This window comes from Lederbergia sp. B243.17 (assembly GCF_057657925.1).
In genome coordinates this window covers 49025-75707 of sequence record NZ_JBWBKF010000093.1, presented here as the reverse complement: position 1 = coordinate 75707, position 26683 = coordinate 49025, and the positions used below count along the sequence as shown (strand labels likewise).

Genomic DNA, 26683 nt, shown 5'->3' with positions numbered 1-26683 from the left:
CTCTCTAGAGATTGCTGCATTTGGCTAGGCAAACCCTTTCATTTCGAACTGGATTCATCGTAACATGTTAAAAAAGAGCGAACAATACGCTTTCAACTCTTAAACCCGTTCGTCTAATTTTGAACATTCATCCATAACGTGAATAAAAAATCAGACAAATTATCCCTTATTTTCTTTGAAGTGAATATCGTTTTCGGGACCCTGCCGGCACGAAAATGAGGATTTCCCTAAGGCACATTCGTTCGTATTGTGAGGCGTAAAATGCATAAGTGCCGGCAATTCATTTGCAGGTCATTTTTTATCAAAATGAAGATTTATTCAAAATGAGATTATAGAACCTGAATCCCTGCCTTCTATTGTTCACCCATATTGCCAGTGATACGATTAGCGCGGACAGAATTTGATCATGCATCTGAAAGGAATGATAGATATGAAGGCAAATCTGAAACGAATTATAAAAGACATCGAAACGCTGGCAACGTTTACATCTACACCAGGTAATGGGGTAACAAGATTCTCCTATTCTCAAGAAGATAAACTGGCAAAAGAATATTTGAAGAATGAGATGGAAAAAATCGGTTTGAAGGTTTGGGAAGATGGATTTTCAACCATGTTCGGCCGCCGGGAAGGGAAAAATCCGAATGCTCCAGTCGTCATGATTGGATCTCACTATGATTCCGTTGTAAATGGAGGTGCGTTTGACGGCGTTGCCGGTACAATTGCAGCATTGGAAATCCTCCGTGTTTTCCATGAAAATCACATCGAGCACGAGTTTCCGATCGAAATGATCGCCATGAATGCGGAAGAAGGAGAAACATTTGGGCCCGGCACCGGGGTCTCAAACTCCCGAGCGATGGTTGGCACGTTGACAGAGAAAGAGCTCGACACAGTTAAAAACCGTCATGGCTTAACGAAAAGAGAAGCCATGAAAGAATATGGACTGATTCCTGATTTACAGGCTGCGAAACGTGAAGAAGGCTCAATTAAGAATTTCATTGAACTTCATATCGAACAAGGACCTGTCCTTGACAACAACAACCTCGATATCGGACTGGTTGAATATCTGCCTGGAATTGGACGCTACAAAGTAAAATTCCACGGAAAACTGGCAGATTCTACAGCGCCGATGGATACGAGAAAAGATGCCCTGCTTGCGGCTTCTAAATTCACACTGGCAGTAAATAAGGTTGTAAAATCTTTAGGTTCTGGTATTGCAGGTATGGTAGGGGAAATGGAAATCTCACCAAATTCGCACCAATTTGTACCTGAATATGTACAAGCCAAAGTGGAAATCAGAACATTCGACGCAGAAACGCTTAAAAAGGTTGATTTAAAAGAGCTGTTATTAGCTGAAATTAAATCGATTCAAGAAGAAACCAATGTAAACATTGAATTGATCGAGATGGCCCGCATCGGCTACAGCAATCCGACACCGCCTAGTGTAATGGTGAAAGAAAATGTCGATCTTATGGAAGACATTTGTAAAGAACTGGGCTATACGTATACGATCATCAACAATGGAACGGGCCACGACGCTATGATCATGACGGATTTTGCCCCAACCAATTTTATTTATGTACCGAGCAAAGACGGGATATCCCATGATCCAAATGAATGGACAGACTACGAGGATATTGAAAAAGGCATCAATGTCATGATGGAGCTCGTTCACAAACTGTGTAAGTAATAATCCAATACCCCTAGGAGGAGAGCCGATGTTAGGCCTTTTCAAAAAGAATAAAAAGATCGAATTTAAATCCCCTATTATCGGGACCGCACTGCCTTTGTCTGAAGTTCCGGATGAAGTATTCGCTTCAAAAATGATGGGAGACGGCATGGCATTCAATCCTTCGGAAGGCAATCTGTATGCTCCGATAAAAGGAGAAATTATACAAGTATTCCCGACTAAGCATGCTGTAGGAATCAAATCGGACAACGGCCTTGAAATTTTGCTGCATATCGGGATAGATACCGTCAATCTGTCTGGTGAGGGTTTTGAAAGCTTTGTACAGGCTGGGGACAAAGTCAGTGTCGGCCAAAAGCTGATTTCCTTTGATATGGACCTTATCAACGAAAAAGCAAAATCGTCCATTACACCTCTTATCATCACAAACATGGAGAAAGTTGCAAACATCGTATTCAATTACGGAGAGGCAAATGGAGACACAGTCGTTTTATCAATCGAAGTGAAGTAAACAAAGAAGGAGGGTTATCGCATACGGATAACCCTCCTTTACATTATTCAATGCTCCTGACGTAGTTCGTAAACCCTTCGTACAGTAAGCTGAGTACGAGATTCAAGGTACAATAAGATGTATCATTTAATTGGTTCACTTTATTCAGATTGGAAACCTGGTAATAAAGATTATAGTCCGCTAAATAAGCGAGGTCATTTCTCGAAAAAACGGTAACCGAAAGCATGGGAACCTGCTTCACGGATATATTTTTTATCATCGAATCTATCGAATTCATATTTCCTGATAAAGAGGTCACGATCAGGAAGTCTTCGGAAGTAATCGTATGGGAAATTAATTCGAGTTCCGTTTTACTAGGGATGATATTTATAAAAATATTGTTGTTCATTAAGCATCTTGAAAATTCCTTCAGCATCAAGTTCTGCCCGTATCCCGTTCCATAGGCAAATATATTCCTCGAATTTTGTAATAATGTATAAATCTTTTCAAGGCTTTTATCCTCTTCAAAAAGCTTGATTGTTTCCTTTACATCTTTTAATAAAACAGAGCTGCTAAAATATTGATCACTCGCTACTTTCGCCTCTTTTATCCTTTCGGCCTCTTCTTTTAAAAAATAGCGAAATTCACTGTATCCATCAAAGCCTAATTTTTTCGTTGTTCTAATAATAGTGGAAGGAGACACGTTACAATACTTTGATATCTCCGTCACCGTCTTATCTTTGCATATCTGGATATTTTGACTGATATAACTGATCACGTGGAGATCATTTTCGTTTAAATCGTTATAATACTTGTTAATCAACGCTTCTAAATTCATAATCGTAATCCCCCCGTTATAACAAACTCCTACCCTAGCACAATGATAATTATGACTATAATTATAGCACACTCTATTTTGCCTTTAGATTGTAGCTGGGTATCCACAGCCTTCCATTGTCTGTAAAGAGGAAGAGAAGATTTGGATTTGGCTTTCCCCGTCACCTTTTTGTTTACTGAATGGCTGATGTATCCGACGTGTTAACAGTTGTTATCGATATCTCCGCTGTCCGGTTGCGCACGCCTCTCGCCAATTCATCACAAAAACGCAACCCACGATTTATATCGACTATTTTCCCTACCCTTTAACAAACAGAATAAAATGGACATTCTCCGACAACACAAAAAGACCGGATGCACTTTCAGCATCCGGTCTTTTTGATCATCTTGACATGCTCAATCACTTCACCTAAGGTCATATCCCCCATCGAATTGATCCGATGTTCCACCTCGCAAAAGTCCATTGTGCATGTTACTTCATTCGGAACGATAACACAGGACATGCCTGCTCGTTTTGCAGCAAGCGCCCCGTTTGCGGAGTCCTCGAACACCAAGCATTCTTCCGGACTAAGCCCCAGGGAATCGGCTGCTTTCAGATACAGTGCAGGATCCGGCTTCACGTGCTCGACATCATCTGATGTTTTGATGCAGTCGAAGTAGTCGAAAATCCCAAGAGTTTTAAGATGGGTGGAGACCCATTCATAGCTGGAGCTGGAAGCAAGGCCGATTTTCAGGTTCAGCTTTTTAGCTTCAATCAAATAGTCTTCGACGCCTTCCCGCGCCTTTTCATTCTTCAACTTTGTGTAAAACCTGTTTCTGAAGTCTTCCGAGATGCGGTCATGGTCGATGGCCCTTTTCACTTTTTCTTCCAGATAGTGAAAAGGGGAAAAGCCGGTGTGTGTCCCGATCTCCTCTTGCCATCGCTCGATCGGCAGGTCGCTTCCATGTTCGTTGAAAATCTCTTGGAATACGTTATATTGGTGAGTTTCTGTATCAAAAATTAAACCATCAAAGTCAAAAATAATTCCTTTTATCAATCAGCTTACCTCACTTTTCTAATGATCTGCTCCGCCCGCTGTTCATTCCGTTGTTAGAAGACTTTGGCACGTTTCACCGTATAGATTTTGCCATTGTTGTTTAAAAACAGCTATATCTGCTTTTGTGCTTGGAAAGTCGATTAACTTTTCAAAGATATCCGGAGCAATTGTTGCTGATTCGGCTCCAGCCAATGCGCAATCATATACTTGTCTTACGTTTTTAAAGCTTGCCGCCAAAACCTCACATGGCAAATCATAGACTGTAAACAACTGAACGATTTCTTTCACAACGTTATTGCCGTCGCCTGACAAGTTATCGATCCTATTTACATACGGAGCCACATATTTGGCGCCTGCCTCGGCTGCCATCAATGCCTGGAATGCAGTATAAATTGTTGTGGCAAGCGTCGGGATCCCGTCGGCAGCGAGCATTTTGATCGCCTTGATCCCTTCTTCCGATACAGGCACCTTTAACACGACATTGCCTCCAAGCTTACTCACGGCATGGTGGCCTTCTTTATGAATCTCTTCAGCTGTTTCACCCAATGCTTGGACAAAAAGTTCTTTCTCATCGCCGATAATCGCACGGATTTCCTGCAAAACCTCCAAATAAGGACGTTTTTCATTAACAATTAAGGTTGGATTTGTTGTTACCCCGCTCACAGGATAATACTCGGCCAATCTCTCTATTTTTTCAACGTTTGCAGAATCAATATAGAATCTCATCCTCATTCCCCTTCATTGCGTATTCGTAGCACTGACAGATGCAGCTCAATCGGCGATTTTAATTTCTGTACCAGCATTGAATTCAGGGAGCTGCTGGTCTTCTACGTAAAGAGTGCCTGGCAATTCCGCACTTGTTGCCCCGTCAAAGCGGATTGTGATGTGGCCAAGATTCTCCAGGTTCTGTTTTACTACATCGCCCACAGCTGTAATTTCATAACGGCTGCCATCGACGTAGAGGCCTTGGCCGGGTTTGATTTCCCCATCGACAGGTTTTACGTCAATAATGTAGCAAAAGTCTTTTAGTTCAGCAGGTGCTCCGCTTCCAAACAGGATCAGCATTTTATCTTCAGCAAAATCACCAGCCATTGGTCCGATATTCACAATTTTATTCTCGTAAATGTTTGTCATGTTTGCTGGCCCAAATTCACTTCTTGGGCCTTCACCTCCAAATATAAATTTCAGAAAGACTGCAGTTGAAAGTAGAATGTATAGACACCGTCCTTCGGTCCCTTACATTTGGCTACGTTGCCTTATAGACAGAGAGGGAGGAAGAAACGTATTCAGCCGCTCCTTCTCCCTTGCCGCACTTGTTAATGAACGTCCGAATACAAACCGAAGCTTGCGACCCATGCTACGACAACACGTGGCACCCCGATCAGGAACCTTGAATACAGGACAGATGGAACACCGACTTCGACAGTTTCCGGCTCCGCTTCCGCCAGCCCGAGTCCTACTGGGATAAAGTCACAGGCATTTTGCGTGTTGATTGCAAAAAGTGCAGGAAGTGCGAGGTTTGGAGGAATGTTTCCTTTTCCAATCTCAACCCCGATCAATGTACCGATAACTTGCGCAATAACCGCACCCGGTCCAAGCAATGGGGAAAGGAATGGAAGGGAACAAATAAATCCAATCAGGATCAATCCCCAAATGTTTCCTGCCAGCGGCGACATAATATGGGCGAATAAATTACCGATTCCCGAGCCTTGGATGATACCGATCAGCAAGGCAACGAATGCCATGAACGGAATGATGGATGTCAACATTGTCTGAACGCCATCACGTGCTGCTTGATAGAAAGTATTGATGACCTTACCGGCGCCAAGACCGAATTTCGTCAGGATGCTCTGATTTTTACCTGCTGCTTTTGTTTCCATGATCTTTTTGTCTGCACTATATTTGAATTGTCTTTCTTGCTGGCCTTCAGCAACTGCCGGCTTGCTTACTTCTGCTTTTTCCTGCACCGCCGCGCTTTCTGCTGGTGTAATCTGGTTTACCCCTACGGAAGAAACATAAATGTCCTCTGTTATAAACTTTGCCAGTGGACCGCTTTTTCCCGTCGGCATAATATTGATCGTCGGAATTCCCTTTTGAGGATAAATACCGCATCGCAATGTTCCACCGCAATCGATAATGGCCACTGCAATTTGATCATCAGGAACCGAAGTTTTAAATCCGTTTACAGACTCAGCGCCAGTCAACTCTGCCAATTTATCAACGATATCCGGTTTGCTTCCGCCTCCGGTGATATATACAATTTTATTTCTCGTTTCAGTTGGAGTGATGGTGAGCGGACCGCCAAAGCCCCCGCCGCCTTTCACAACCTTTACGGAACGGTATTCAGCCATTTCGTTTTCCTCCCGTCTATTATCCATGAATGTCTACAGTATCTTTGAGTTTGATGCCTTGCTGTTTCTCAACATAGCGCGTTGTAAAGTCTGTAATCCAGCCGGCAAAGAAGTTCATCACGAGACCGACCAGCAAATAGCGGATCGCAAGTTCAGCTGTGCTGAATCCCAATGTTTCGATTCCTGCTGCAATTCCGAGGAAAACGAATAGCTCACCAGGGTTAATATGCGGGAACAGTCCGTTGCTTGTGTGGCAGAAGTAGGCTCCTGAAGCATAGTAGCTCGGCTTGTACTTTTCTGGCAAAAATCGGCCCAATGACAAACTCATTGGATTTCCCAGCATGAACGATCCCAGGAATGGAAGAACCAAGTAACGGAGCAACGCATTTTTCGACGATGCGGCTGCCAGTCTATTGATTCTTTCTTCCCCGATCAATTGAATAAGCGTATTCATTGCTACGATCAGCATCAGCACTAGCGGCACAATGCTGGACATCCAGCCAATAAAGGTATCTGCCCCTGTTTGGAAGAGTTTCATAAAACCTTCCGCAGCTTTTATTACGTAATCCATTTAGCTCACCTCAAAAGTATTATTTTTTTGCAGGAACGAGGCGCTCGGCCCTTAGCATCATGCTCCGCAGCGGACTTGGCTTTTCAGCAATCGTTCCTCCGCTCATGACGACTTTATAGTTGTGAATGGCATCTTTGACCGCCAATTGAAGCAATTTATCGCTGCCGGCCAGATCTTCATCTGTCAGCTTTTGCAAAAACTTATCATCAAAGCCTTCCAATCTTCTCACTCTGGAAAAAATCGTCACACCTTGCATCTTCTTTGCTTCCAGTATTCTTCCGCTATTGGCCACGGAGAATAATACGACGGTACCAGCTCTCCATTTTCCTGGTTTCCTGCCGATTGCGACCTTGCCTTTTCTCCGCAGCTCGACATATTCCTTTGTAAAATGCTTAATCTGTATAAAGCCCAATAATTGCTGCATGATAAAGGCCCCGCCGACTAACAGTGCAATCAAAAACACTTCTGCCATTCCAGTTTCCTCCTCTCAGCGCTTTGCCTCTTTCTCGTACTCGAACAGACGCGCCAAAAACTGTTCAACATCCGAAACAGCCGCCAACTCCAAAACGAGTTTTTCATTTCGGGAAATTTCAATGATCTCGTTATAAATTTTCACAAGCAGCCCTTCATCCTGGTTCGTATTTTCCGGCAAGGCGAGCATGAAAATCAATCTGACATTGCCGCTTACTGCCTCTTCTCCCTGAAGAACCCCCGCCGCTAGAATGATTTTGTCTGATGCATACTGGACAGTATGCGGAAGAGCAATATATCGGTCATACACCATCGTTGACTGCTTTTCCCTTTCTGCTAAGCGAAGCGGGAAAGCCTTATCCACAAATTCCCGATCCGCCAGTGCTTCCGCCATTTGCCGGATTCCTTCCTCATAGGAAATATTGCGGTCAAAGACAAAGAACCTTGTAGGAGTAAGCAGATTTGCAATGATGGAGGCGCTAAAGTTGGTCCCTATTTGGGCATACTTGTATAAATACACTGCCTTATTGATTTGCTGGGCCAAATTCTTCTCATCGAAAATTTCCGATGTCCTGATGACAGGAGCGTCAACCGGGCAGTTGATCGGAACTGTCGCGAGAACGACGTCGTAATTTGAAAGCTCCTCTGCGGTTGTATCTTTCTCAGAGAAAAGGTCGATTCGGGTCTGATAGCCAATGATCTTGCGCAGCTGGATGGAGATCAACTTTGCCGTCCCTCGTCCAGTTCCGCAAACAATGGCGACCTGTTGAAGGGATTTTGCTCTGACTCCGTGCTGAGATAGATAGATTTCAAAATAAAAGGCAAGGTACCCGAGTTCATCTTCCGATGGTCTGATTCCAATCGTTTCCTCAATTATGTCCCCGGCAATCCCGGCCATTTTGAAGGCAAGAGGATATTTCCCCTTTACCTCATGGATAAGCGGGTTCGGATTTTGAATCCCGAAAATCAGCCGGTTCAACAAAAAGGAAATATGGTACTCGATATCTTTTGAAAACTCTTTTTCATCGAAGTAAATACTGAGCTCAAACTCAATCCGCTTTCTGATTGATTTCAAAAGAGTGGTAACATCTTGTGAGATAGGAATGTCAGACACTGAGCTGATGCGAGTAGGCGTTCTTCTTCCTGCAATCGGTATGGTCAGAAAGAGCACTTCAGGCAACGGAAGCGAAACAGACAACTTTTGCACAAGCATGTCCTTCATTTCCAACGCAATCCCAAACTCGGCAGTTCCGATCAAACGATGGTACTTTTCATCCAGCGATTCAATTGGATGAGAAGTGAGGAAACGTTCCAGGATAACAGCAACAGTACTTATGAGCCGATTCGTCGTCACTTCATCAAAATCATATTTCCGGGCGATCGATAAAATTTCATCTTCTACATCTTTATCAACCGGGGACTCTTTATATAGATAGGAATAGATGTTTTCAATGATAAACAAGCGCAGATGCAATTCATCACCGACAAGGCTGATGCCGCTATTCGGCTTTCCCTTGATCTCAATCCCGTAGGGGTCCAAGACGACTTCGATCTTTTTTAAATCATTTACCAGAGTCGAGCGGCTGATATTCATTTCTTCAGCGAGATCATCAAGTGTTGTTTTTGCTTCCTTCATCAGCTTATCGATGATAAAAGCGAGCCTTGTCTGTAAGCTATCCTGGCTTAAATCGGGACCAGAAGCTTCCTCCACTATCTGTTCTAGCACTTTTTTATCATGAACGATAAGATAATAGCCTCGGCCCCTCTTATTCTTGATTGCTGCAACATGCTCAAGTTCTTGGTTAATTTGCTGTATATAATAGCCGACAGAGCGTTTGCCGACATCAAGCTGCTCAGAGAACTCATCCAAGGAAACAAAGTCTTTTTTCAGCAAAATCCTTAGAATTTGAATTAATTTTTCATTATTTAACGAAACAGACATTTCATACACCTTCTCAAAGAAATAAATGGTAAGCAAGAATGATACGAGCATCCAAAGGGATGCTAACTTATCTTAAGGAAACACCCTGAATCTATCCAGCATGTATTCTTACCAATCCAGTGCATGCCTGTTTGATGGATTTAAAAGGATGGACCTTTTTTATCCGCGCGATTTGCCGCCTGAAATATTGAATGTTGTTCCAGTGATGTAGCTGGCACGGCTAGAAGCAAGGTATGCAACCAAATCAGCCACTTCCGTCAATTTCCCTTCACGTCCAAGTGGAATCGACTTGCTATAGTCTGTCGACAAGCCTTCCACTGTCGTTCCTCTTGTATAAGCCAAAGCTTCATTGTACGCATCAGAACGCAAGCCAGTCGCTTCAAGAATCGCCGGTGCAACTCCTGCTACGCGCACATTGAATTTGCCCAATTCTTTTGCCCATGAACGGGTGAACCCGATAACAGCTGCTTTTGTTGCTGAATACACACTCTGTCCGGCTGAGCCTTCCTGCCCTGCTTCAGAAGCGATATTGATGATGACACCGGATTTGTTCTTGATCATTACACGTGCCGCAGCCTGGGAGCAGAAGAATGTTCCCTTTTGATTGACAGCTACCATGAAGTCAAAGTCTTTCTCGCTGATCTCATATTCCGGTCTTTCGCCTCGGTCGTCGACAAGCAAGCGAGGCAAATTGACTCCCGCATTGTTCACGAGGACATCAACCGTACCGAATTGCTCAACTGTTTTCTCAACGAGCTGATCTACGCTTTCCTTTTTTGTCACGTCACACCGGATATGATACGTGCCGTCTTCCTTCGGCCCATTTTCCACATTTATATCTGCTACTGCGACCTTTGTCCCGGCAGATAATAGCGCATTCACAATTGCCGCTCCGATTCCTGAGGCACCGCCCGTAACGATTGCCACCTTATCCTTCAATTCTAACCAGTCTTCATTCATCGCAATCTTCCTCCTTCTGTCCGAAATCGTTTGCAATAACGATCAGGAACAATGACTATATTCATACTGTACGACAGAGCGTTCGCACAATTAATACAGACTTTTGCAATATAAAATGCAAAGAGGTGATTAAAACAAAAAAGGCCTTCTCAGCATGTGAGAAGACCAATGAGAGCAAGGAACACTTCCGTTCCTCTTTATAAGCTGCGCAACTGGATAAGTAAAAGAAAAAACAAAAAAAGACTCATTGAAAAGAATGAGCGGTTGTGGTATCGTTATATAGATAGACTTAATTCGAATAAATACGTCTATTTTCCCTAATTTAATTATACACCATGAGTTTTTTATTAGTCAACCCTTTTTTATACTTTTTTAAGGAGTGTGTGCGATGAGTTTGAACTTTCAGCGGGAGCAGGAAAGATTGGATGATGTATTGAAGATCATCAAAGAGCGGATTCACATGATGGAGACAGAAACCGGAGAGCGCAAAAATGAAGTGGTTCAGATCCGCAAACATTTTTGGGATGAAATTAAGGTGAATACGGATACGTTCGACGATTATCTTGAGACGATTATTGGCTTAAGGCAAGAGGCACAAGCCTTGTCCGTAAGTCAATCGATCCATAGTCAGGCATCCAAAAAGCTTTCCACACTCCGGCGCATGCAAGGCGCTCCGTATTTCGGCCGAATTGATTTCATTGAAGATGGAACAACAACTGCAGAAAATATCTATATCGGCATCGCATCCCTTACCGATGAAAGCGGCGAATCCTTCCTCGTCTACGATTGGCGAGCACCGATTTCAAGTGTCTACTATGATTATCAGCCTGGCACGGCTCAGTATTCGACACCTGGAGGGATCATCACGGGCACATTGGAGAAAAAGTGGCAATATCTCATTCGCGATGGTGCGATCCAATCGATGTTCGATACGAGCCTTACAATTGGAGATGAGATTTTACAAAGCGTATTAGGCAAGGGTTCAGACAAACATATGCATAGTATTGTCTCCACCATTCAGCAGGAGCAAAACCTGATTATCCGCCATGATCAAGGCAAGCTTCTCATCGTCCATGGTGCTGCCGGAAGCGGCAAAACGTCCGCAGCCTTGCAAAGGATTGCTTACTTGCTATATAAATACAGGGATCGAATCACTGCTAATCAAATCTTATTATTTTCCCCAAATGCAATGTTCAACAGTTATGTCTCCAATGTACTTCCCGAGCTCGGTGAAGAAAATATGCAACAAGTCACTTTCCAGGAATATCTGGATCACCGACTAAGCAAAGAGTATCTCGTTGAAAATCCTTATGACCAATTGGAATTCGTATTAACAGCTGCTCATTCCCCTTCCTATCAGGCGAGAGTTGAAAGCATCCAATTCAAAGCATCAACAACATTCTTCGAAGCCGTCGAATCGTATCGGAAATCGTTAGAGGTTGCGGGCATGCGCTTCAAAGATGTGAACTTCAGGGGAAAACCGATCGTAACTGGCCAGCAAATCGCAGAGGAATTTTATCATAGTCATACGTCTCTTCGATTTCATAACCGGCTTGAAAGGTTAAAGGACTGGTTAATCGGAATCATAAAGGACTTGCCAAAAACGGAACGTTCCAAACCGTGGGTTCAGGAGTCAATCGAGCTGCTAAGCAACGAGGAATATTACAAGGCTCACCAGGCTTTAGCGAAAAGACATGGCCTTACCGGGCGGGCAACCGCAGATTATGAGATGAATCCGAAAGAACTTGCCCAATTGATTGTGCAGCAAAAATTAAAGCCGTTGAGGAAACTAATTTTAGCATATGATTTTATCGACATGAATGGAATATATGAGCAGCTTTTTACTGACCCTTTGCAAATCAGACAATGGATAGATGGAAACATACCAGCAGAATGGCCGGCCATTTGTCAAACAACGCTTACCATGTTAGATGAAGACAAATTATTCTACGAAGATGCTACCCCATTTTTACTTTTGCATGAACTCATCCATGGCTTTGAGGCGAACCGCACAATTAAACATATCGTTGTGGACGAAGCACAAGATTATTCACCTTTTCAATTCGATTTTTTAAGACGATTATTTCCATCGGCGAGGATGACGGTGTTAGGAGATTTTAATCAAGCGATTTTCTCACATGCAAGTGAAACCGTTGATTTCGGGACACTTACGCGTTTATTTGGCTCTAATGAGGCTGAAGTGATCAATTTGGCAAGAAGCTACCGATCCACAAAACCGATTGTCGAATTCACAAGAAGATTAGTGCCTAACGGAGAGCAGATCATCCCTTTCGAACGTGAAGGAGAACTGCCTATCCTGAAACAATTGAATGAACGAGCAGAACTGCATCGCTGCATATCGTCTCAAGTTGAAGAGTTGCAAGGTGCCGGCTACAAGAGTATCGCAATCATATGCAAATCGGCTGAAGAAAGCAAAAGTGCATACGAGTGCTTGTCTGGCATCAATGGAATAAAACTATTGAAAAAAGGATCGAATGAGTATGAACAAGGAGTCGTTGTTATCCCGGCGTATTTAGCAAAAGGCATCGAGTTCGACGCGGTCATTATTTATGATGCATCGAAACACGTATACGGCGACGAAAACCTGCGGAGAATTTTCTACACCGCCTGCACAAGAGCCATGCACTTTCTGCAATTGTATAGTGTCGGAGAACCGACCCCATTGTTGCAAGATGTACCGAACGATCGTTTCATCCAGGCGTAATTGGATTGAATAGATGACGATCGATATGCTTTTTTTAGATGAAAAAATCCCGCTGCTCCTAAGTGGCGGGATTTCCTTTTATAATTCTGTTATCGGACTACATTCTTTTCTATTTGCTTAATCACTTCACCTAAAGCCATATCCCCCATCGAATCCATTCGGTGCTCCACCTCGCAAAAGTCCATTGTGCAGGTCACTTCATTTGGAACGATCACACAGGACATGCCTGCCCGCTTTGCAGCAAGCGCCCCGTTTGCGGAGTCCTCAAACACCAGACATTCTTCCGGTCTCAATCCTAGGGAAACCGCCGCTTTCAGATATAATGCAGGATCCGGCTTTACATGCTCTACATCGTCCGATGTTTTGATGCAATCGAAGTACTCGAATAATCCAAGCGTCTTCAAGTGAGAGGATACCCATTCGTAACTTGAACTTGAGGCTAACCCTATCTTCATGTTCAGCTTTTTCGCTTCCATTAGATAGTCTTCGACTCCTTCTCTTGCGATTTCACTTTCAAGCTTTTGTTGAAACCTTTTTTTGAAGTCCTTATTTATTGCCGCCTGATCAACCTCTTTCTGGGTGAGCTCCTGCAAATACTCAAACGGTGAAAACCCTGTTTGCGTGCCGATTTCCTGCTGCCACCGGGCAATTGGCAATTCACTTCCATACTCACTGAAGATCTCTTGGTACAGATGATATTGGTGGGTCTCAGTGTCGAAGATAAGACCGTCAAAGTCGAAGATAATTCCTTTTATCAATTATAGAACCTCGCTTTAGTTTTTTTGTTCGTTGTAATCGACGTCTATATAAAACTTTATTCGATCGCCTAATAGATAATAATTTGAGTAATGGACAGGTGTACCGTTCGTATCATAAATGACTTTTCTCACAAGAATGACAGGACTGACATTGCTTATTCCCAAATATTCGCATATTTGCTGAGAAGGCTGGATATACTCTATTTCCTTCTCTACCCTGCCGAAGTGGATCTTATATTTATCCCTGATCACCGCAAAGGTAGAAACATCATCGGTGATGTATTGCTCTATCCCCGGATAAATATCGATGGGCAGATAAGCATAGTCAACACTGAATGGGCCGTCATCACTCTTGACCAGTCTGACCAATTCCACAAATTCCTTTTGCTTATAGGAAAAAACTTTTGAAATACTTGAGTCATTAAAAATGATGTTTTTCGAGATGATTTCCTTTGTAATATTATTCTCTTCCGTAGAAAGCCCCTCTGTGAATCCCTGGAGGTTCAACAAATGCAGATCTCTCTTCGGCGCCTTTACGAAGGTCCCTTTCCCTCTGATGACTTCTAGAAAGTTCTCTTCCGCCAGCTCCTTTATCGACCTTCTTATTGTGATCCTGCTCACGTTGAACATGTCACATAGTTCGGATTCATTCGGAATCTTGTGCCCAGATTTAAGGCCGTTGTGCTCAACATATTCTCTAATCGCCACTTTTATCTGTTCATATAGAAGTATGGGGCTATTCAGGTTGCTTTTCTCGTTCGTCATTGATCTTCTCCTATGCATCATACTCACTAAAGCTGACATATTTCCCATTCCAGAAACAACGCTTACATTTGTATATAATCATAACATGGCAATTACATAATTTCATATATTTACAGACTGTTCCAGCTCCTTCGGGTAACCAAACCCGCCATAAAAACCACATGTATTCGCGGCAGATTCTGTAGCTTTTTCTATGGCATTCTCAATCTCACTCCCATTGAAATAATGCACGAGGAAGCCTGCAATCAAACTGTCGCCCGCCCCCATTGTATCCACGACATGGATCGGTTGAAGTTTTTGCTCGTACAGCTGTCCGTCTTTCAAAAACAATGCCGGTAAGCTCCCTCTCGTGAACACAGCAATTTCAAAGCGGCAGTTTTTCACCTGTTCAATAAACGTCTGCAATTCCTCACGAGTAAGTTCAGAGACAGAGAAGAAGGCGTATTTAATATGTTCTGCAATAGAATGGACATACGCCAAATCAGCTTTATCAGAGAAGTCGTACGAGATATCGACAACCTTTGCCAGCTTTGATAATTCTCCTTCCATTGAGGAATAGCAGCTCACATGACAAACATCGAAGTTTGCAGCATATTCCATGTCTTCAGGAGTCAGTTGAATTTTAAAGCGATGCTGCACCGTATTTTTTGGGCCTCCTACGAACTCTCGATCTCCTTCCTCCGTAAGAGAAACTCTCGGCTGACCGCTGATGCCCTCTGCCACCCTGCTATAATTAATCTCTACCGATTCCTGTCCCAAAGCATATTTTATATGAGCAGCCTTGTCATCCGTAGCAAAGATTCCTATATAACCTACTTTTTCGGCCCCATTCCTTTTGGCATTCACCGCTACGTTAACACAATTTCCACCGGGATAATATTTTCCTTGGTCCAAATAACAATCCACCACATTATCCCCAATACCAATCAAATTCATTTTCACTACCCCCATTCATCTCATTAACCTTTAACCGATCCATCTGCAAGACCTCTGACAAGATACTTTTGCAAGAAAATCAGCAATATAATCATTGGTAAAGATGCGATTACCATGCCCGCAAGCAGCACTCCCCAATCCGTTCTCAGCGCATCTCTAAAATTCATTAACCCTGAAGGAATCGTTTTCAAATCATTTGAATCTATGAAGACGGTTGCAAATAAAAATTCATTCCAGGCAAAATAAGCAGTTAACACAATTGTTGTGATGATAATCGGAATGGATAGAGGCAAATATATTCTGGCATAGATTCCGAATTCACTGCAACCGTCGATAATAGCCGATTCCTCCAATTCTCTTGGAACACTGAGGAAGAATGCCCTGATTAAAATGATGGTCAAAGGCAGCCGATAAGCTACATATGTCAAAATTAAAGCCCAACGGGTATTGATCAGATCCATCATCGTCAGCAGCTCGAATAACGGGATAAGAGCTACTTGAGGATTCATCATAATCCCGCCAATCGTAAAAATCAGCGCAATATCAATCCATTTGGATTTGTACCTTGACAGTGTAAAGGCAGCCATCGAACCGATAATAACGACTAAGACAATTGTCGCAATCGTAACGAGCAAGCTATTCATGAAGTAGCTGGAAATCCCTTTTGACCAGGCCATGGAATAATTTTCAAAGTGCCACTCTGTAGGAAGACTCCATACATTTTTATATATCTGATCATAACTTTTAAAAGACGATACGAACATCCAGAACAGGGGATAAAGAATGATCAGCGCGAACAGGAGGAGCCCGAGCAAAATGATATTCTTTTGAACTCTGCTCTGCATTTTACCGCCATTGTATAATTTGCCCATTCTCACTCATCCTTCCCAGTCCCAGAGACCCTTATTTGAATCAATGCGAAAATGGCAGTAAGGATGAAAATCAGCGTGGCAACCGAAGAGGCGTATCCCATGTTGTCCTTTACGAATCCTTGCTGATACATGTAAACCGATAAAGTCATCGAACTTACACCCGGGCCGCCGTTCGTTAAAATATATGGTTCGTTAAAAACGAGCATGGATCCGGTGACAGTGATGAGAAGGTTTACGAACATCGTCTCTTTTACTTGAGGAAGGGTAATGCTGAAAAACTTTCTTATTCGGCCTGCCCCATCTATATCAGCCGCTTCATATAAATCATGCGGTATTTTTTGAATCGCAACAATAAACAGCATCGTAATAAATCCTATGCTCTGCCATTGGGACATGGCGATGACCGCATAGATAGAAGTATCTGCATTGCCCAGCCAAGGTGCGGCCAGGCTTTCCAATCCGATCAGCTTTAAAAAGCTGTTTAACAACCCCATTTGAGGATTATAAATGAAGCTAAATAGCAGAGCGATAACAGAAATAGAGATCATCACTGGTATGAAGTAGATTACACGCAGAAAAGGTGCTACATTTCTAAACAATTTCTCCTCTAATATAGCGGCAAGTACGAGAGCAAAGGCGATTTGGAAAATAACCGATATGACCGCGTACTTTATATTGTTAATTAAGGCTGTCAATACGACTTTGTCTTGGAACAGATTGACGAATGCACTGATCCCCACGAACTCTTTTGACTGGGAAAAGACACTGAATTCAAAAAAGCTGTTATAAAAGTTCTGGAAGAGCGGGATATAGATAAAAACTCCTAAGAACAACAGGCTGGGGAGCAAAAATAGAATTGGTATAAGCTTGTTTCTTCGAACGGTCATAGGTACACCTGCTTTCATTAAAATTTCTAAAGAGTAGAGAAAGAGCTCCAATTCCGGTCATTATCTAAACCAGAATCGGAGCGGCCGTAGGACAAACCAATCTGCTTTCTCTTAATCTAAGATAATGCAATCCTGCCTGACACTTTTACTTTTTAAGATTAGCAGCCTCTTTCTGAGCCTTTTTAACAATCTCCTCAGGTGTTGTTTGCCCTGCAGGCAATTCCTGGGCTCCACGCATGAACACATCGGCAATGTTAATATTCACCGCATTGTCAAACCATGGAGCTGTCGAGGAGGCGTTCTGGATAAGATCGTAAGCTTCCAAGCTTGTTTCATTTACATTGTCTGATGTAACAGCACCTTTGATTGCATTTAATTGTCCGTCCACTTTCGTGAAATCAAATGCCGTTTCTTCTGAAGTCAGGAACTTTAAGAAATCGATCGTTTCTTTCGGTGCATTTTTGCTCACCATCCATCCTTCCGGAGCACCTGTCAGGGCGGTTTGGTCGCCTTTTCCATCAGGGAAGGACGGGAAATCAAAGAATCCAATTTCAACATCGCCGATTTCCTGAACAAGCTTAATTTCCGCAAATTGCATGTACAAAATCGGCACCTCCCCAGCAGCAAACATATTCCTTGCCGCCTCATGATCAATCGCTGTAGATACATCACCCATATAGCTTGTCAGCTCTTGAAAAACCTCCAAACCTCTAATGTAACCCGGGTCGGAAAATTCGCCTGTTTCCAAACTATAATCTTGTGCTAAAACTTGAGGATCAACAATTCGCTGAAAGATCGTTCCAAGATAATGGGATATGGCCCATGTATTCGTCAGTCCTTCAACGAGAGGTTCTTTATAACCCGCTTTTTGAAGGCTTTCCAGAACATCGATGAACTCATCATACGTCTTCGGGATGCTGATGCCGTTTTCCTCAAATACCTTCTTGTTATAGAAGAATGCCTTGCCATCAACCGTAAAAGGAATACCATACGTAACGTCGTCAAAAGTAAAACCTTCATATTGCGACTCGATGATGTTGGACCCCCACTCTTGATCCTCATCGATAACCCCATTCAATTCCATTATTCTGCCGGAGGATACCAGATTTTCTGCAAAGGAGTTTGACCAAGCTGAGAAAATATCAGGTAAATTGTCGTTTGATACCAAAACCCTGATTTTTTCTTTATAGGAGTCGTTCAAGACAGAATCAACGTTAATGTGTACATTCGGGTTCTTTTCCATATACTCTTTGATTTTTTGGTCATAGAAAGACTTTCTTGGCTCATTGGGCCACCTATGGAAAAAGTTAATTTCAACTTGCCCATCTTTTGCAACGGTACGCTTGCCATCGGAACTGCAAGCACCCAATATAGATATCACGAATACAAGGCTGATCAAACATGCAAATACCTTTCTCATTACAAACCCCCATTTCCAAATTTATTGGTATCCCTCTTACTTATCCGGCGATCAATAGTCCATTTTCCACATATATCTTCTTACGGACAGCGGATGTCCTGTATGCTCTGCCAGCCCGTCTGCATAAAGCCTCAAAACAAACCCTGCGAGAGCTGGTCCGAAATACTCCTCCAAATCCTTATCAATGCCGCTGTAATCGAAGGTTTCCACATCTACCACTTCCACCTTCTCGCTGAACTTTTCAGCAAAGTCGATCGCTCTTTCATCAAGCGGCCTGCTCGGTCCATCGCCTTTCACAATTAGGAATGGGACATCGTAATCGGTGATTTCAAATGGTCCGTGGAAATACTCGCCGGAATGGATGGCATTTGAATGGATCCACAACATCTCCATTAACAAACAGCTTGTAAACGAATAGGCATGATGGATATAAGCACCGCTCGCCATCGTATAAATTAATTTCTCTCGCTTATTTTTTCTTCCATATTCGTCTGCGCGTTTGCTGAATAGCGCTACGTTCCGATCAATTAAGCCCTGCAGATTGCCGATTTGCCCTAAAAATCTTTGAAACTTTTCATTTGGGGAGAAAATATTCATCAATTCAAAAATCAATGTATAGTAGATTCCCGTTTCTCCATCGATCGCATCAGAACCGTCTTTATAGTTATAGTGAATGGTGAATTCAGCCTCTTTGCATAGAGGGGATTCCGTTTCCATCGAAATGGCTGCTGTCAAAGCTCCTTTTTCTCTAGCAAATGTGGCTGCCTTCACTGTTTCAGGGGTAGTGCCGGAATGTGATCGCAAGATGACCAAACTATTTTCCCCTAATGACTTTGGATTTCTATGGATAAATTCATTTGATGTATACACAAAGCTTGGAAGTTCCGTTTCTTTTGTAAAGAAATAATCTCCGAATGATAGCGCTGCCATTGAACCGCCACAAGCAACGAAGAATACGTTTTCAATATTCCTCGACTTAACAGCCTCTACCACTTGTTTAATTTGTTCCTCATGTTCTCCCTTCATTTTCTTCAATCCCTTTACCTCTTCTTGTACCAAAACACCATTCTCTTGTTTCATGTTTACACCTCCGATTTTTATAACGTCATATAACGTTATATTGTTTATCAGTTTACACTCGTAAAACCGGAGTGTCAATCGTATTTTTTAAATTATTTATATATTTGACTAATTCAGTGCATTCGGTATATACGTCTGTAATTTTCCTCCAATTTTCACTCTGATTTACCTACTGGGAGGACGAAGAGAGCAAAAAAGACTCTCCCTTAAGGTGACGTCCAGTTGGCCTGAGGCTCAAGTTTCAGGCGACAGGAGTTTTTGGCTCGGGATAATTCGGTAAATTGGTAGATAACTTTCCTGAGGCGGTAGATACTTTTGCCGAGGCGTACATACTTTTCTTGAGACATACATACTTTTCTTGAGACATACATACTTTTCTTGAGGCGTACCTTGATTGCCATATGGCGGTAGGTACTTTCCATTTATCCACGAAAGGAAGCCTTGCCCCGCGGAAAACGACCGCCTGGAGCGCAGATCCACGGGGTCAAAGGAAAAACCAAGAATAGGGAATCGCCCCATTCTCGGTTTCCAGTTCTTTTATTGACTTTTCAGCGGGCTGCCTTAAAGTGAAGTCCTGACCGGGTCATGCCCACCACATATCCGCCGGTTTTTCTTCGATATTGATCGCTTTCAGATTTTTTACCGCTTGCCTGAAGCCTTCGTCGATCGACATGATCGGATCTTCGTGTTCGATACTGATGACATAATCATACCCGTACGTGCGCAGGGCGCTGATAATGTCAGACCATTCCTTGATGCTGTGTCCGTAACCGACCGAACGGAAGGTCCAGCCGCGGGTCTGGACCTTTGAGTAGGGCTGCATGTCGGTCAAGCCGTACATATTGACGTTGTCCTGGTCGATGTATGTGTCTTTTGCATGGAAATGATGGATCGCATTCTCTTTTCCGAGAATTTTAATCGCTGCAACCGGATCGATCCCCTGCCACCAAAGATGACTCGGATCCAGGTTCGCTCCGATGGCATCGCATGTCGCCTCACGCAGTTTCAACAGTGTGTGCGGAGTGTGGACGGAGAAGCCCGCATGAAGCTCAAGGCCGATTTTGACCCCGTGGTCTTTCGCGTATTGGCCAACCTCTTTCCAGTAAGGGATCAGCTTCTTTTCCCATTGCCATTCATAGATATCAGAGTAAACCGTCGGCCATGGTGTGACCGGCCAGTTTGGCACTTTCGACCCTTCATGCGCTCCCGGTATGCCGGAAAATGTATTGACGACCGGCACATCCATCAGCTTTGCAAGCCGAATCGTTTTACGTAAAGTCTCATCACACTCTTGGGCTTCCGCTTTGTCCGGAGAGACCGGATTGTTATGGCAGCTGAACGCGCTGATCGTTAAGCCGCGGGAATGAATTTGATCTAAGTATTTCTTCCGCTTGTTCTCATCCTCAAGCAGTTCATCCACATTGCAGAAATGATTCCCCGGGTTTCCTCCCGTACCGATTTCCACCGCTTGCAAGCCGGCGTCTTTTACATAATCGAGCATTTCCTCAAATGATTTCTCTGCGAATAGAACGGTAAACACACCAAGTTTCATTTGACTGCCTCCCTTGTCCAGCTTTCTTCTTATTCAGCTGCTTTGATAAATCTCCTCAATCACCCGGTTAACCTGGATCGCCTGTTCCACCTTCACTACAGGTTCTTCCAGACCAAGGCAGCTTTTGACAAAATTCTCAGCCTGCCGCAGTCCGGCCTCCCCTTCGTTATGGGCAGCGGTATCCGTTTCACTGACGAGGAACGTGCCATATTTAGGCTGGTATAGTTCAAATGGATAGACACTGAGCCCGCCTTCTGTTCCCGATAGGCTGAGGTGCATCGTATCTTCCTTGATGTTTGCAGCCCATGAACATTCAAACTGGAGCGATGCCCCGTTCTCGAATGTCATATAGGCGGTGACATGATCGTCGACGTCAAATGTCGCGTAATCAAACGTTCCCCAGTCATTCAATTGGTCTGCCCTTTTGCTGACACTGTTGTAGGTAGAACCCACGACTTTAACTGGTTCTGGGTTGTCCAACAACCACAAAGCCGCGTCAAGCAAATGGCAACCATAGTCGATTAAGCTGCCTCCGCCCTGCAATTCACGGTTGGTGAACACTCCCCAGCCAGGAACTTTCCTTCTGCGCATCGCCCGCACTCTGACGACGAGCGGATCTCCGGCAATTCCATCAAGCATTGCTTTTTTCGCTGTCTGGAGTGCATCGGTAAAACGGTAATGATAGGCGATGGTCAGGATTTTCCCCGACCGTTCGGCTGCACTCTGCATCGCCAAACATTCTGCAGTTGTCATCGCCATCGGCTTCTCGCACAGGACATGGACGCCCGCCTCTAAGGCAGCAATCGCAATTTCCGCATGGAACTTGTTCGGCGTACAGATGGTCACCGCATCAACTTTGGAGAACAGCTCCTCATATGTTTCGCATACAAACGGAACATCGAATTTTTCTGCCGCTTCTTTTGCCCGCTCGGGATTGCTGTCGGTCAAAGCTGTTACTTCAACGATTTCTCCCAAGCTGAGGTAAGCCGGGATATGCCTGCTCTGGGCAATTCCGCCTGTTCCGATGATTCCCATTTTCAATTTCTGCATGTTACCCTCTCCAATGTTTAAGGACTTCGATGTATCAGGATTTGCTCGTGATCGTTTCCAGCGGTTTAGCGTTTCCGTATACTGGTCTCGGCCTTCCGGAGCCGCATGCCCATTTCACCCCATTTTGGATTACCTTTTGAATCTCTTTGTTATGGTAAGTCGGATACGTTTCATGGCCCGGACGGAAGTAGAAGATCTTCCCGTTGCCCCGTTTGAATGTGGCGCCGCTCCGGAACACTTCTCCTCCTTCAAACCAGCTGATGAAGACGACTTCGTCCGGTGCCGGGATGTCAAAATGCTCCCCGTACATCTCTTCTTTCTCAAGCTCAATATACTCGCCGAGACCTTCCGTGATCGGATGGCTCGGGTCAACTATCCAAAGCCTCTCTTTGTCGTCCGCTTCCCGCCACTTCAAGTCACAGGAAGTGCCCATCAGCTTTTTGAAAATTTTGGAGAAGTGACCGGAATGAAGCACAATCAGCCCCATCCCTGCAAGCACCCGCTCCTTCACCCTTTCGGCAATCTCATCTTCGACTTCATCATGGGCTTTATGCCCCCACCAGACGAGCACATCGGTCTCCGCCAATTTTTCTTCCGTAAGTCCATGCTCAGGCTCATCAAGCGTCGCAGTCGACACTTGATGCCCGTCTTCCTCTAGAAAACCTGCGATCGTACGGTGAATTCCTTCAGGATAAATATTCCGCACCGTTTCATTTTCCTTTTCATGACGATATTCATTCCAAACCAATATATTCATCAAATTCCCTCCTAATCATTAAAAAAAGTGTAAGCGCCTTGCTCAGCCCGACAAGCATAGGTCAATTCCCGAGGAATAGTTTTTCAGCTGCCACAGAGAGTGACTTGTCACCTCGAGGGGCTAGGCGCTGGTGCTAGACAGCTTTTTTCTCTCAGTCAAAATAAACGGCTTTTCCACTTTTGGCCGACTCATAAATCGCTTCGAGGATTTTTGTGACAACGAGCGCCTCCTCCGGCTTCACGAGTACATCGGTATCATGGATGATGGCATCAATCCAGAGTCGCGCTTCCAAATCTGCCGCATCCTCTGTCTCTCCCTCATAAAAGTCGACCCCGCTATTGTCGAGTTCAATTTTTGTTGTATACAGCTTGCCGAACTCCTCGCCGTTGATCCGCAAGCCGTCTTTCATATCGGCGCCCCCTTCCGTCCCGGAAAGGGAGCACTTCGCTTCATCCACTTCCAGTGAATTGAGCGCCCAGCTTGATTCAAGCATGATCGTAGCTCCATTTTTCATCCGGATGAACCCAAAGGCCGAATCCTCAACTGTAAACTTCTCCGGATCCCATGGCCCCCAGGCATTCGCTGCATCGGCCTTTTTGCTCAGCTTGTGAAAAGACGAGCCCATAACCGACTCGGGTTCATAGTTGTCCATCATCCACAGGGTCAAATCCAAAGCATGAGTGCCGATGTCAATCAACGGGCCTCCACCCTGCTTTTCTTCATCGAGGAATACCCCCCATGTCGGGACGGCACGCCTGCGGATTGCATGAGCTTTGGCAAAATAGATGTCCCCAAGATCGCCTCTCTTGCATAGCCCTTGCAAATATTGACTGTCTGGACGGAAACGGTTCTGATAGCCGATCGTCAGTTTCTTTCCGGTTCTTTCGGCAGCTTCAAGCATCGCCTTCGCTTCCTCGGATGTTTTTGCCATCGGCTTTTCACACATGACATGTTTCCCAGCTTCAAGTGCGGCAATCGAAATTTCCGCATGAGAGCTGTTCGGCGTACACACATGAACCGCATCGATTGCCTTATCTTTTAAAAGTTCCCGATAATCGGAATGGACAGAAGCCCCCTCCTCGCCGAACTGTGAAGCTGCCGCTTGCGCCTTCTCCAATTCAATGTCACAAAAAGCAACGAGTTTTACATTGTCCAATTTTGCAAGGCTCGGCAAATGCTTGCCTAACGCAATACCTCCACAGCCGATAATGCCAATGTTTACGATCTTCTCCATCTCTCTCTACACCCTTTCTCTGAATAGAACTCTTTCACTTATCCTGCATATTTCCACTGCTGCAAAGACTGCCAGCAAACAGTGGTTTTAAGGGACAACCCGTCCTTTAGCTTCACGATTATTCCTTCACCGAGCCCGACGTCAGGCCGGAGACAATTCTCCGTTGGAAAATCAGGACGAGAACGACAATCGGGATGGTCACAATGACGGTTGCCGCTGAAATGTCCCCCCATGGAATTGTATATTGGCTCTGGTACATAGAGATGCCGACCGGAACTGTCCGCCAAACATCATCACTGTTAATCGTCAGTGCAAATAAGTATTCATTCCAGGCCGCGATAAAGACGAGAATTCCCGTCGTAAACACACCCGGCGCCGCAAGCGGAAAAATGACCTTGCGGAACGTCTGAAACGGACTTGCTCCATCAAGCTTTGCCGACTCCTCCAGCTCAAATGGAATTTTCTGAAAGAAAGTAGACAAAATCCAGATCGCCAGCGGCAAGCTGATCGTAATATACGGAATGACAAGCCCAAGGTAGCTGTTCCGCAGACCGAGACCAGTCACCAAGTTGAACATCGGCGAAATGATTGCGATTTGCGGGAACATCGAAGCGGCAAGCACGAGGCCGAGGATCAACCCTTTCCCTTTAATCGGCAGCCTCGTGACGGCATACGCCGTGAATGATGCAAATCCAAGCGACAGAATCGTTGTCAACGCCGAGACGACGAAGCTGTTCAGCATATAGCGGAGCAGCGGCCGGTTTGACAATGCCGCATCATATGAATCCAGTGACGGATTGGAAGTAAACCATTTGAACGACGAAAAGATTTCGCCGGGCGGCTTGATCGATGTTAAAAACACCCAGATAAACGGGAACATGACCAGGAAGACAAACACCGCCAGAAAAATGTAAAAACCGATTCCTCCTCGCTTATTCATCCTGCACCCTCCTCATTTCGTACGCCCTGCAAACAGCTCGGAGCCGATCAGTTTTACATATGCGAAACTGATGAGGCCTACACATAGAAAGACGATGACCGACAGGACCGAGCCTTCTCCGAAGTTCTGCTGGGCGAACAGCGTTTTGTAAGCATAGACGGAAATGGACTCTGTCGCATTCGCCGGTCCTCCTCCTGTCAGCACATAAATCAAGTCGAAGACCCTGAATGCATCAAGCGTCCGAAACAGCAAGGCGACTAAAATCGATGACTTCAGCAATGGAAGAGTAATTTTCCAGAACTGCTGGTACTTGGACGCCCCGTCCACATCCGAAGCTTCATACAGGGACTGCGGAATCGTCTGCAACCCTGCGAGCAGCAAGAGCGCCATATAAGGGGTCGTTTTCCAAACGTCTGCGAGAATGATGGAAAACAATCCGCCGTTTGAAGTCGATAACAGCCACGACTTGTTCGGGATCAGATGGAGCGATGACAAGTAATGGGCGATGATACCCGACTGCCCGTCATAGAGGAAACCCCACATCATAGCGGCAACCGCGGTCGGAATGGCCCACGGAATCAGCACGGAGGCGCGTATAAAACCCCTGCCTTTGAAGGAACGGTTGATCAGAAGCGCAATCAGTAAACCAATTACAAGCTCAAGCACGACCGAAACAACAGTGAAAAATGTCGTATTCCAGAGGGATTTCCACATCCGTTTGTCTTTCATGTATTTGCCGTAATTTTTCGCCCCGACAAAATTGGATTTGAGGATTGAACCGCCTGTAGCTTGGAGCAAGTCCGCAGTCTGCTGAAATTGGCCGCTTACCGCCGGGTCCTCAATCGATGCTGAAATGTCGGTAAGGTCCTTCGCATACTCATTCAGCTTCCCGCGGTATTCCTCCGCAAAGTCATTATCAATTTTCGAGTATTTTAGCTCCTGGTCTTTTACCGGCTTGAAACTGGCGAGCAACTCATCCACTTGTTCCATTTTCCTTTTGATGGTATCGTCGCTTGCAAGCTCTTCGTGGTAATGGTCAATTCCCTCTTTGATAGTGTCGATCGTTTGAACAGCATCCCCGCCGCCGGCTTTGCTTTTCAAATCATCGAGCTGGCTGCCGAGAAAAAAATGATTGTCCACATAGCGCTCTAAATCGATTGTCGCATTCAGCATCCGCTGGGAACGCGATGGGTCATTCAGCCTGTAATCAAACAAGCTGTTATAGAAGGACTGTGCAACCGGCCAGAGAACAACGACGAAAACGAGGATCAAAGATGGGATGACCATTGCATACCCGAGTTGTTTTTCACTCAATTGGAATTGGCGTTTCTTTTTTTCCATTCTATTCACCCCCGCTGGGAAGC

General features: G+C 44.5%; 25 protein-coding genes. 3 read left to right on the top strand and 22 right to left on the bottom strand.

The genetic code is table 11. The features are described from left to right. Positions 1 to 430: 430 nt before the first annotated feature. Both AC0TWI_RS19765 and AC0TWI_RS19760 read left to right on the top strand, forming a co-directional pair. Positions 431 to 1687, top strand: a complete 1257-nt coding sequence (locus AC0TWI_RS19765; protein ID WP_488128058.1) for an allantoate amidohydrolase — start codon at positions 431 to 433, stop codon at positions 1685 to 1687. A 28-nt stretch (positions 1688 to 1715) separates the two neighbouring features. Next, positions 1716 to 2195, top strand: a complete 480-nt coding sequence (locus AC0TWI_RS19760) for a PTS sugar transporter subunit IIA (protein WP_488128057.1) — start codon at positions 1716 to 1718, stop codon at positions 2193 to 2195. A gap of 43 nt (positions 2196 to 2238) precedes the next feature. Here AC0TWI_RS19760 and AC0TWI_RS19755 read toward each other — a convergent pair whose 3' ends face one another. The 9 genes from AC0TWI_RS19755 to AC0TWI_RS19715 form a co-directional block, all read right to left on the bottom strand. Further along, positions 2239 to 3012: a MurR/RpiR family transcriptional regulator gene (locus tag AC0TWI_RS19755; RefSeq protein WP_488128056.1), complete on the bottom strand. Its 774-nt coding sequence runs from the start codon at positions 3010 to 3012 to the stop codon at positions 2239 to 2241. Between the two features lie 361 nt (positions 3013 to 3373). Then, complete coding sequence (locus AC0TWI_RS19750) at positions 3374 to 4048, bottom strand: HAD family hydrolase (protein WP_488128055.1); 675 nt, start codon at positions 4046 to 4048, stop codon at positions 3374 to 3376. A gap of 42 nt (positions 4049 to 4090) precedes the next feature. After that, positions 4091 to 4774 carry a transaldolase family protein gene (locus AC0TWI_RS19745; protein WP_488128054.1) on the bottom strand — a complete coding sequence of 228 codons (684 nt, stop codon included), beginning with the start codon at positions 4772 to 4774 and terminating at the stop codon, positions 4091 to 4093. A 45-nt stretch (positions 4775 to 4819) separates the two neighbouring features. Continuing rightward, on the bottom strand, positions 4820 to 5182 hold the full coding sequence (locus AC0TWI_RS19740; RefSeq protein ID WP_488128053.1) for a PTS glucitol/sorbitol transporter subunit IIA: 363 nt from the start codon (positions 5180 to 5182) through the stop codon (positions 4820 to 4822). A gap of 182 nt (positions 5183 to 5364) precedes the next feature. After that, positions 5365 to 6399, bottom strand: coding sequence for a PTS glucitol/sorbitol transporter subunit IIB (gene srlE, locus AC0TWI_RS19735; protein ID WP_488128052.1), 1035 nt, complete (start codon positions 6397 to 6399; stop codon positions 5365 to 5367). Positions 6400 to 6418: 19 nt separating this feature from the next. Further along, positions 6419 to 6970 carry a PTS glucitol/sorbitol transporter subunit IIC gene (gene srlA / locus AC0TWI_RS19730; RefSeq protein WP_488128051.1) on the bottom strand — a complete coding sequence of 184 codons (552 nt, stop codon included), beginning with the start codon at positions 6968 to 6970 and terminating at the stop codon, positions 6419 to 6421. A 19-nt stretch (positions 6971 to 6989) separates the two neighbouring features. Further along, the gene (locus AC0TWI_RS19725; protein ID WP_488128050.1) at positions 6990 to 7442 is read right to left on the bottom strand and encodes a transcriptional regulator GutM; all 453 of its coding nucleotides are present in this window, start codon (positions 7440 to 7442) and stop codon (positions 6990 to 6992) included. Between the two features lie 15 nt (positions 7443 to 7457). After that, positions 7458 to 9383, bottom strand: a complete 1926-nt coding sequence (locus AC0TWI_RS19720) for a BglG family transcription antiterminator (RefSeq protein WP_488128049.1) — start codon at positions 9381 to 9383, stop codon at positions 7458 to 7460. A gap of 159 nt (positions 9384 to 9542) precedes the next feature. Beyond that, positions 9543 to 10343 carry an SDR family oxidoreductase gene (locus AC0TWI_RS19715; protein ID WP_488128048.1) on the bottom strand — a complete coding sequence of 267 codons (801 nt, stop codon included), beginning with the start codon at positions 10341 to 10343 and terminating at the stop codon, positions 9543 to 9545. A gap of 388 nt (positions 10344 to 10731) precedes the next feature. Between AC0TWI_RS19715 and helD the strand changes: the two genes are divergently transcribed. Further along, the gene (helD, locus tag AC0TWI_RS19710; protein WP_488128047.1) at positions 10732 to 13068 is read left to right on the top strand and encodes an RNA polymerase recycling motor HelD; all 2337 of its coding nucleotides are present in this window, start codon (positions 10732 to 10734) and stop codon (positions 13066 to 13068) included. 89 nt (positions 13069 to 13157) lie between these two features. Here the strand turns inward: helD and AC0TWI_RS19705 are convergent, their stop codons facing one another. The 13 genes from AC0TWI_RS19705 to AC0TWI_RS19645 form a co-directional block, all read right to left on the bottom strand. After that, complete coding sequence (locus tag AC0TWI_RS19705; RefSeq protein WP_488128046.1) at positions 13158 to 13826, bottom strand: HAD family hydrolase; 669 nt, start codon at positions 13824 to 13826, stop codon at positions 13158 to 13160. Positions 13827 to 13841: 15 nt separating this feature from the next. After that, the gene (locus AC0TWI_RS19700; RefSeq protein WP_488128045.1) at positions 13842 to 14591 is read right to left on the bottom strand and encodes a GntR family transcriptional regulator; all 750 of its coding nucleotides are present in this window, start codon (positions 14589 to 14591) and stop codon (positions 13842 to 13844) included. A gap of 102 nt (positions 14592 to 14693) precedes the next feature. Then, positions 14694 to 15527: a PfkB family carbohydrate kinase gene (locus tag AC0TWI_RS19695; protein ID WP_488128044.1), complete on the bottom strand. Its 834-nt coding sequence runs from the start codon at positions 15525 to 15527 to the stop codon at positions 14694 to 14696. Between the two features lie 23 nt (positions 15528 to 15550). Next, positions 15551 to 16399, bottom strand: a complete 849-nt coding sequence (locus AC0TWI_RS19690; protein ID WP_488128043.1) for a carbohydrate ABC transporter permease — start codon at positions 16397 to 16399, stop codon at positions 15551 to 15553. Positions 16400 to 16401: 2 nt separating this feature from the next. Then, entirely contained in the window at positions 16402 to 17286 is an 885-nt protein-coding gene (locus tag AC0TWI_RS19685) for a carbohydrate ABC transporter permease (protein WP_488128042.1), read from the bottom strand. A gap of 145 nt (positions 17287 to 17431) precedes the next feature. Further along, positions 17432 to 18706: an ABC transporter substrate-binding protein gene (locus AC0TWI_RS19680; RefSeq protein WP_488128041.1), complete on the bottom strand. Its 1275-nt coding sequence runs from the start codon at positions 18704 to 18706 to the stop codon at positions 17432 to 17434. Positions 18707 to 18757: 51 nt separating this feature from the next. Further along, positions 18758 to 19786, bottom strand: a complete 1029-nt coding sequence (locus AC0TWI_RS19675; protein ID WP_488128040.1) for an SIS domain-containing protein — start codon at positions 19784 to 19786, stop codon at positions 18758 to 18760. A gap of 583 nt (positions 19787 to 20369) precedes the next feature. Beyond that, positions 20370 to 21338 (bottom strand): sugar phosphate isomerase/epimerase family protein, encoded by a 969-nt coding sequence (locus tag AC0TWI_RS19670; protein ID WP_488128039.1) that lies wholly within the window; start codon positions 21336 to 21338, stop codon positions 20370 to 20372. Between the two features lie 33 nt (positions 21339 to 21371). Further along, on the bottom strand, positions 21372 to 22388 hold the full coding sequence (locus tag AC0TWI_RS19665) for a Gfo/Idh/MocA family protein (protein ID WP_488128038.1): 1017 nt from the start codon (positions 22386 to 22388) through the stop codon (positions 21372 to 21374). 34 nt (positions 22389 to 22422) lie between these two features. After that, positions 22423 to 23145 (bottom strand): ThuA domain-containing protein, encoded by a 723-nt coding sequence (locus AC0TWI_RS19660; RefSeq protein ID WP_488128037.1) that lies wholly within the window; start codon positions 23143 to 23145, stop codon positions 22423 to 22425. A gap of 151 nt (positions 23146 to 23296) precedes the next feature. Then, positions 23297 to 24379, bottom strand: a complete 1083-nt coding sequence (locus AC0TWI_RS19655; protein ID WP_488128036.1) for a Gfo/Idh/MocA family protein — start codon at positions 24377 to 24379, stop codon at positions 23297 to 23299. 118 nt (positions 24380 to 24497) lie between these two features. Further along, on the bottom strand, positions 24498 to 25319 hold the full coding sequence (locus AC0TWI_RS19650; protein WP_488128035.1) for a carbohydrate ABC transporter permease: 822 nt from the start codon (positions 25317 to 25319) through the stop codon (positions 24498 to 24500). Positions 25320 to 25331: 12 nt separating this feature from the next. After that, positions 25332 to 26660 carry a carbohydrate ABC transporter permease gene (locus tag AC0TWI_RS19645; protein WP_488128034.1) on the bottom strand — a complete coding sequence of 443 codons (1329 nt, stop codon included), beginning with the start codon at positions 26658 to 26660 and terminating at the stop codon, positions 25332 to 25334. Between the last annotated feature and the right edge of the window lie 23 nt (positions 26661 to 26683).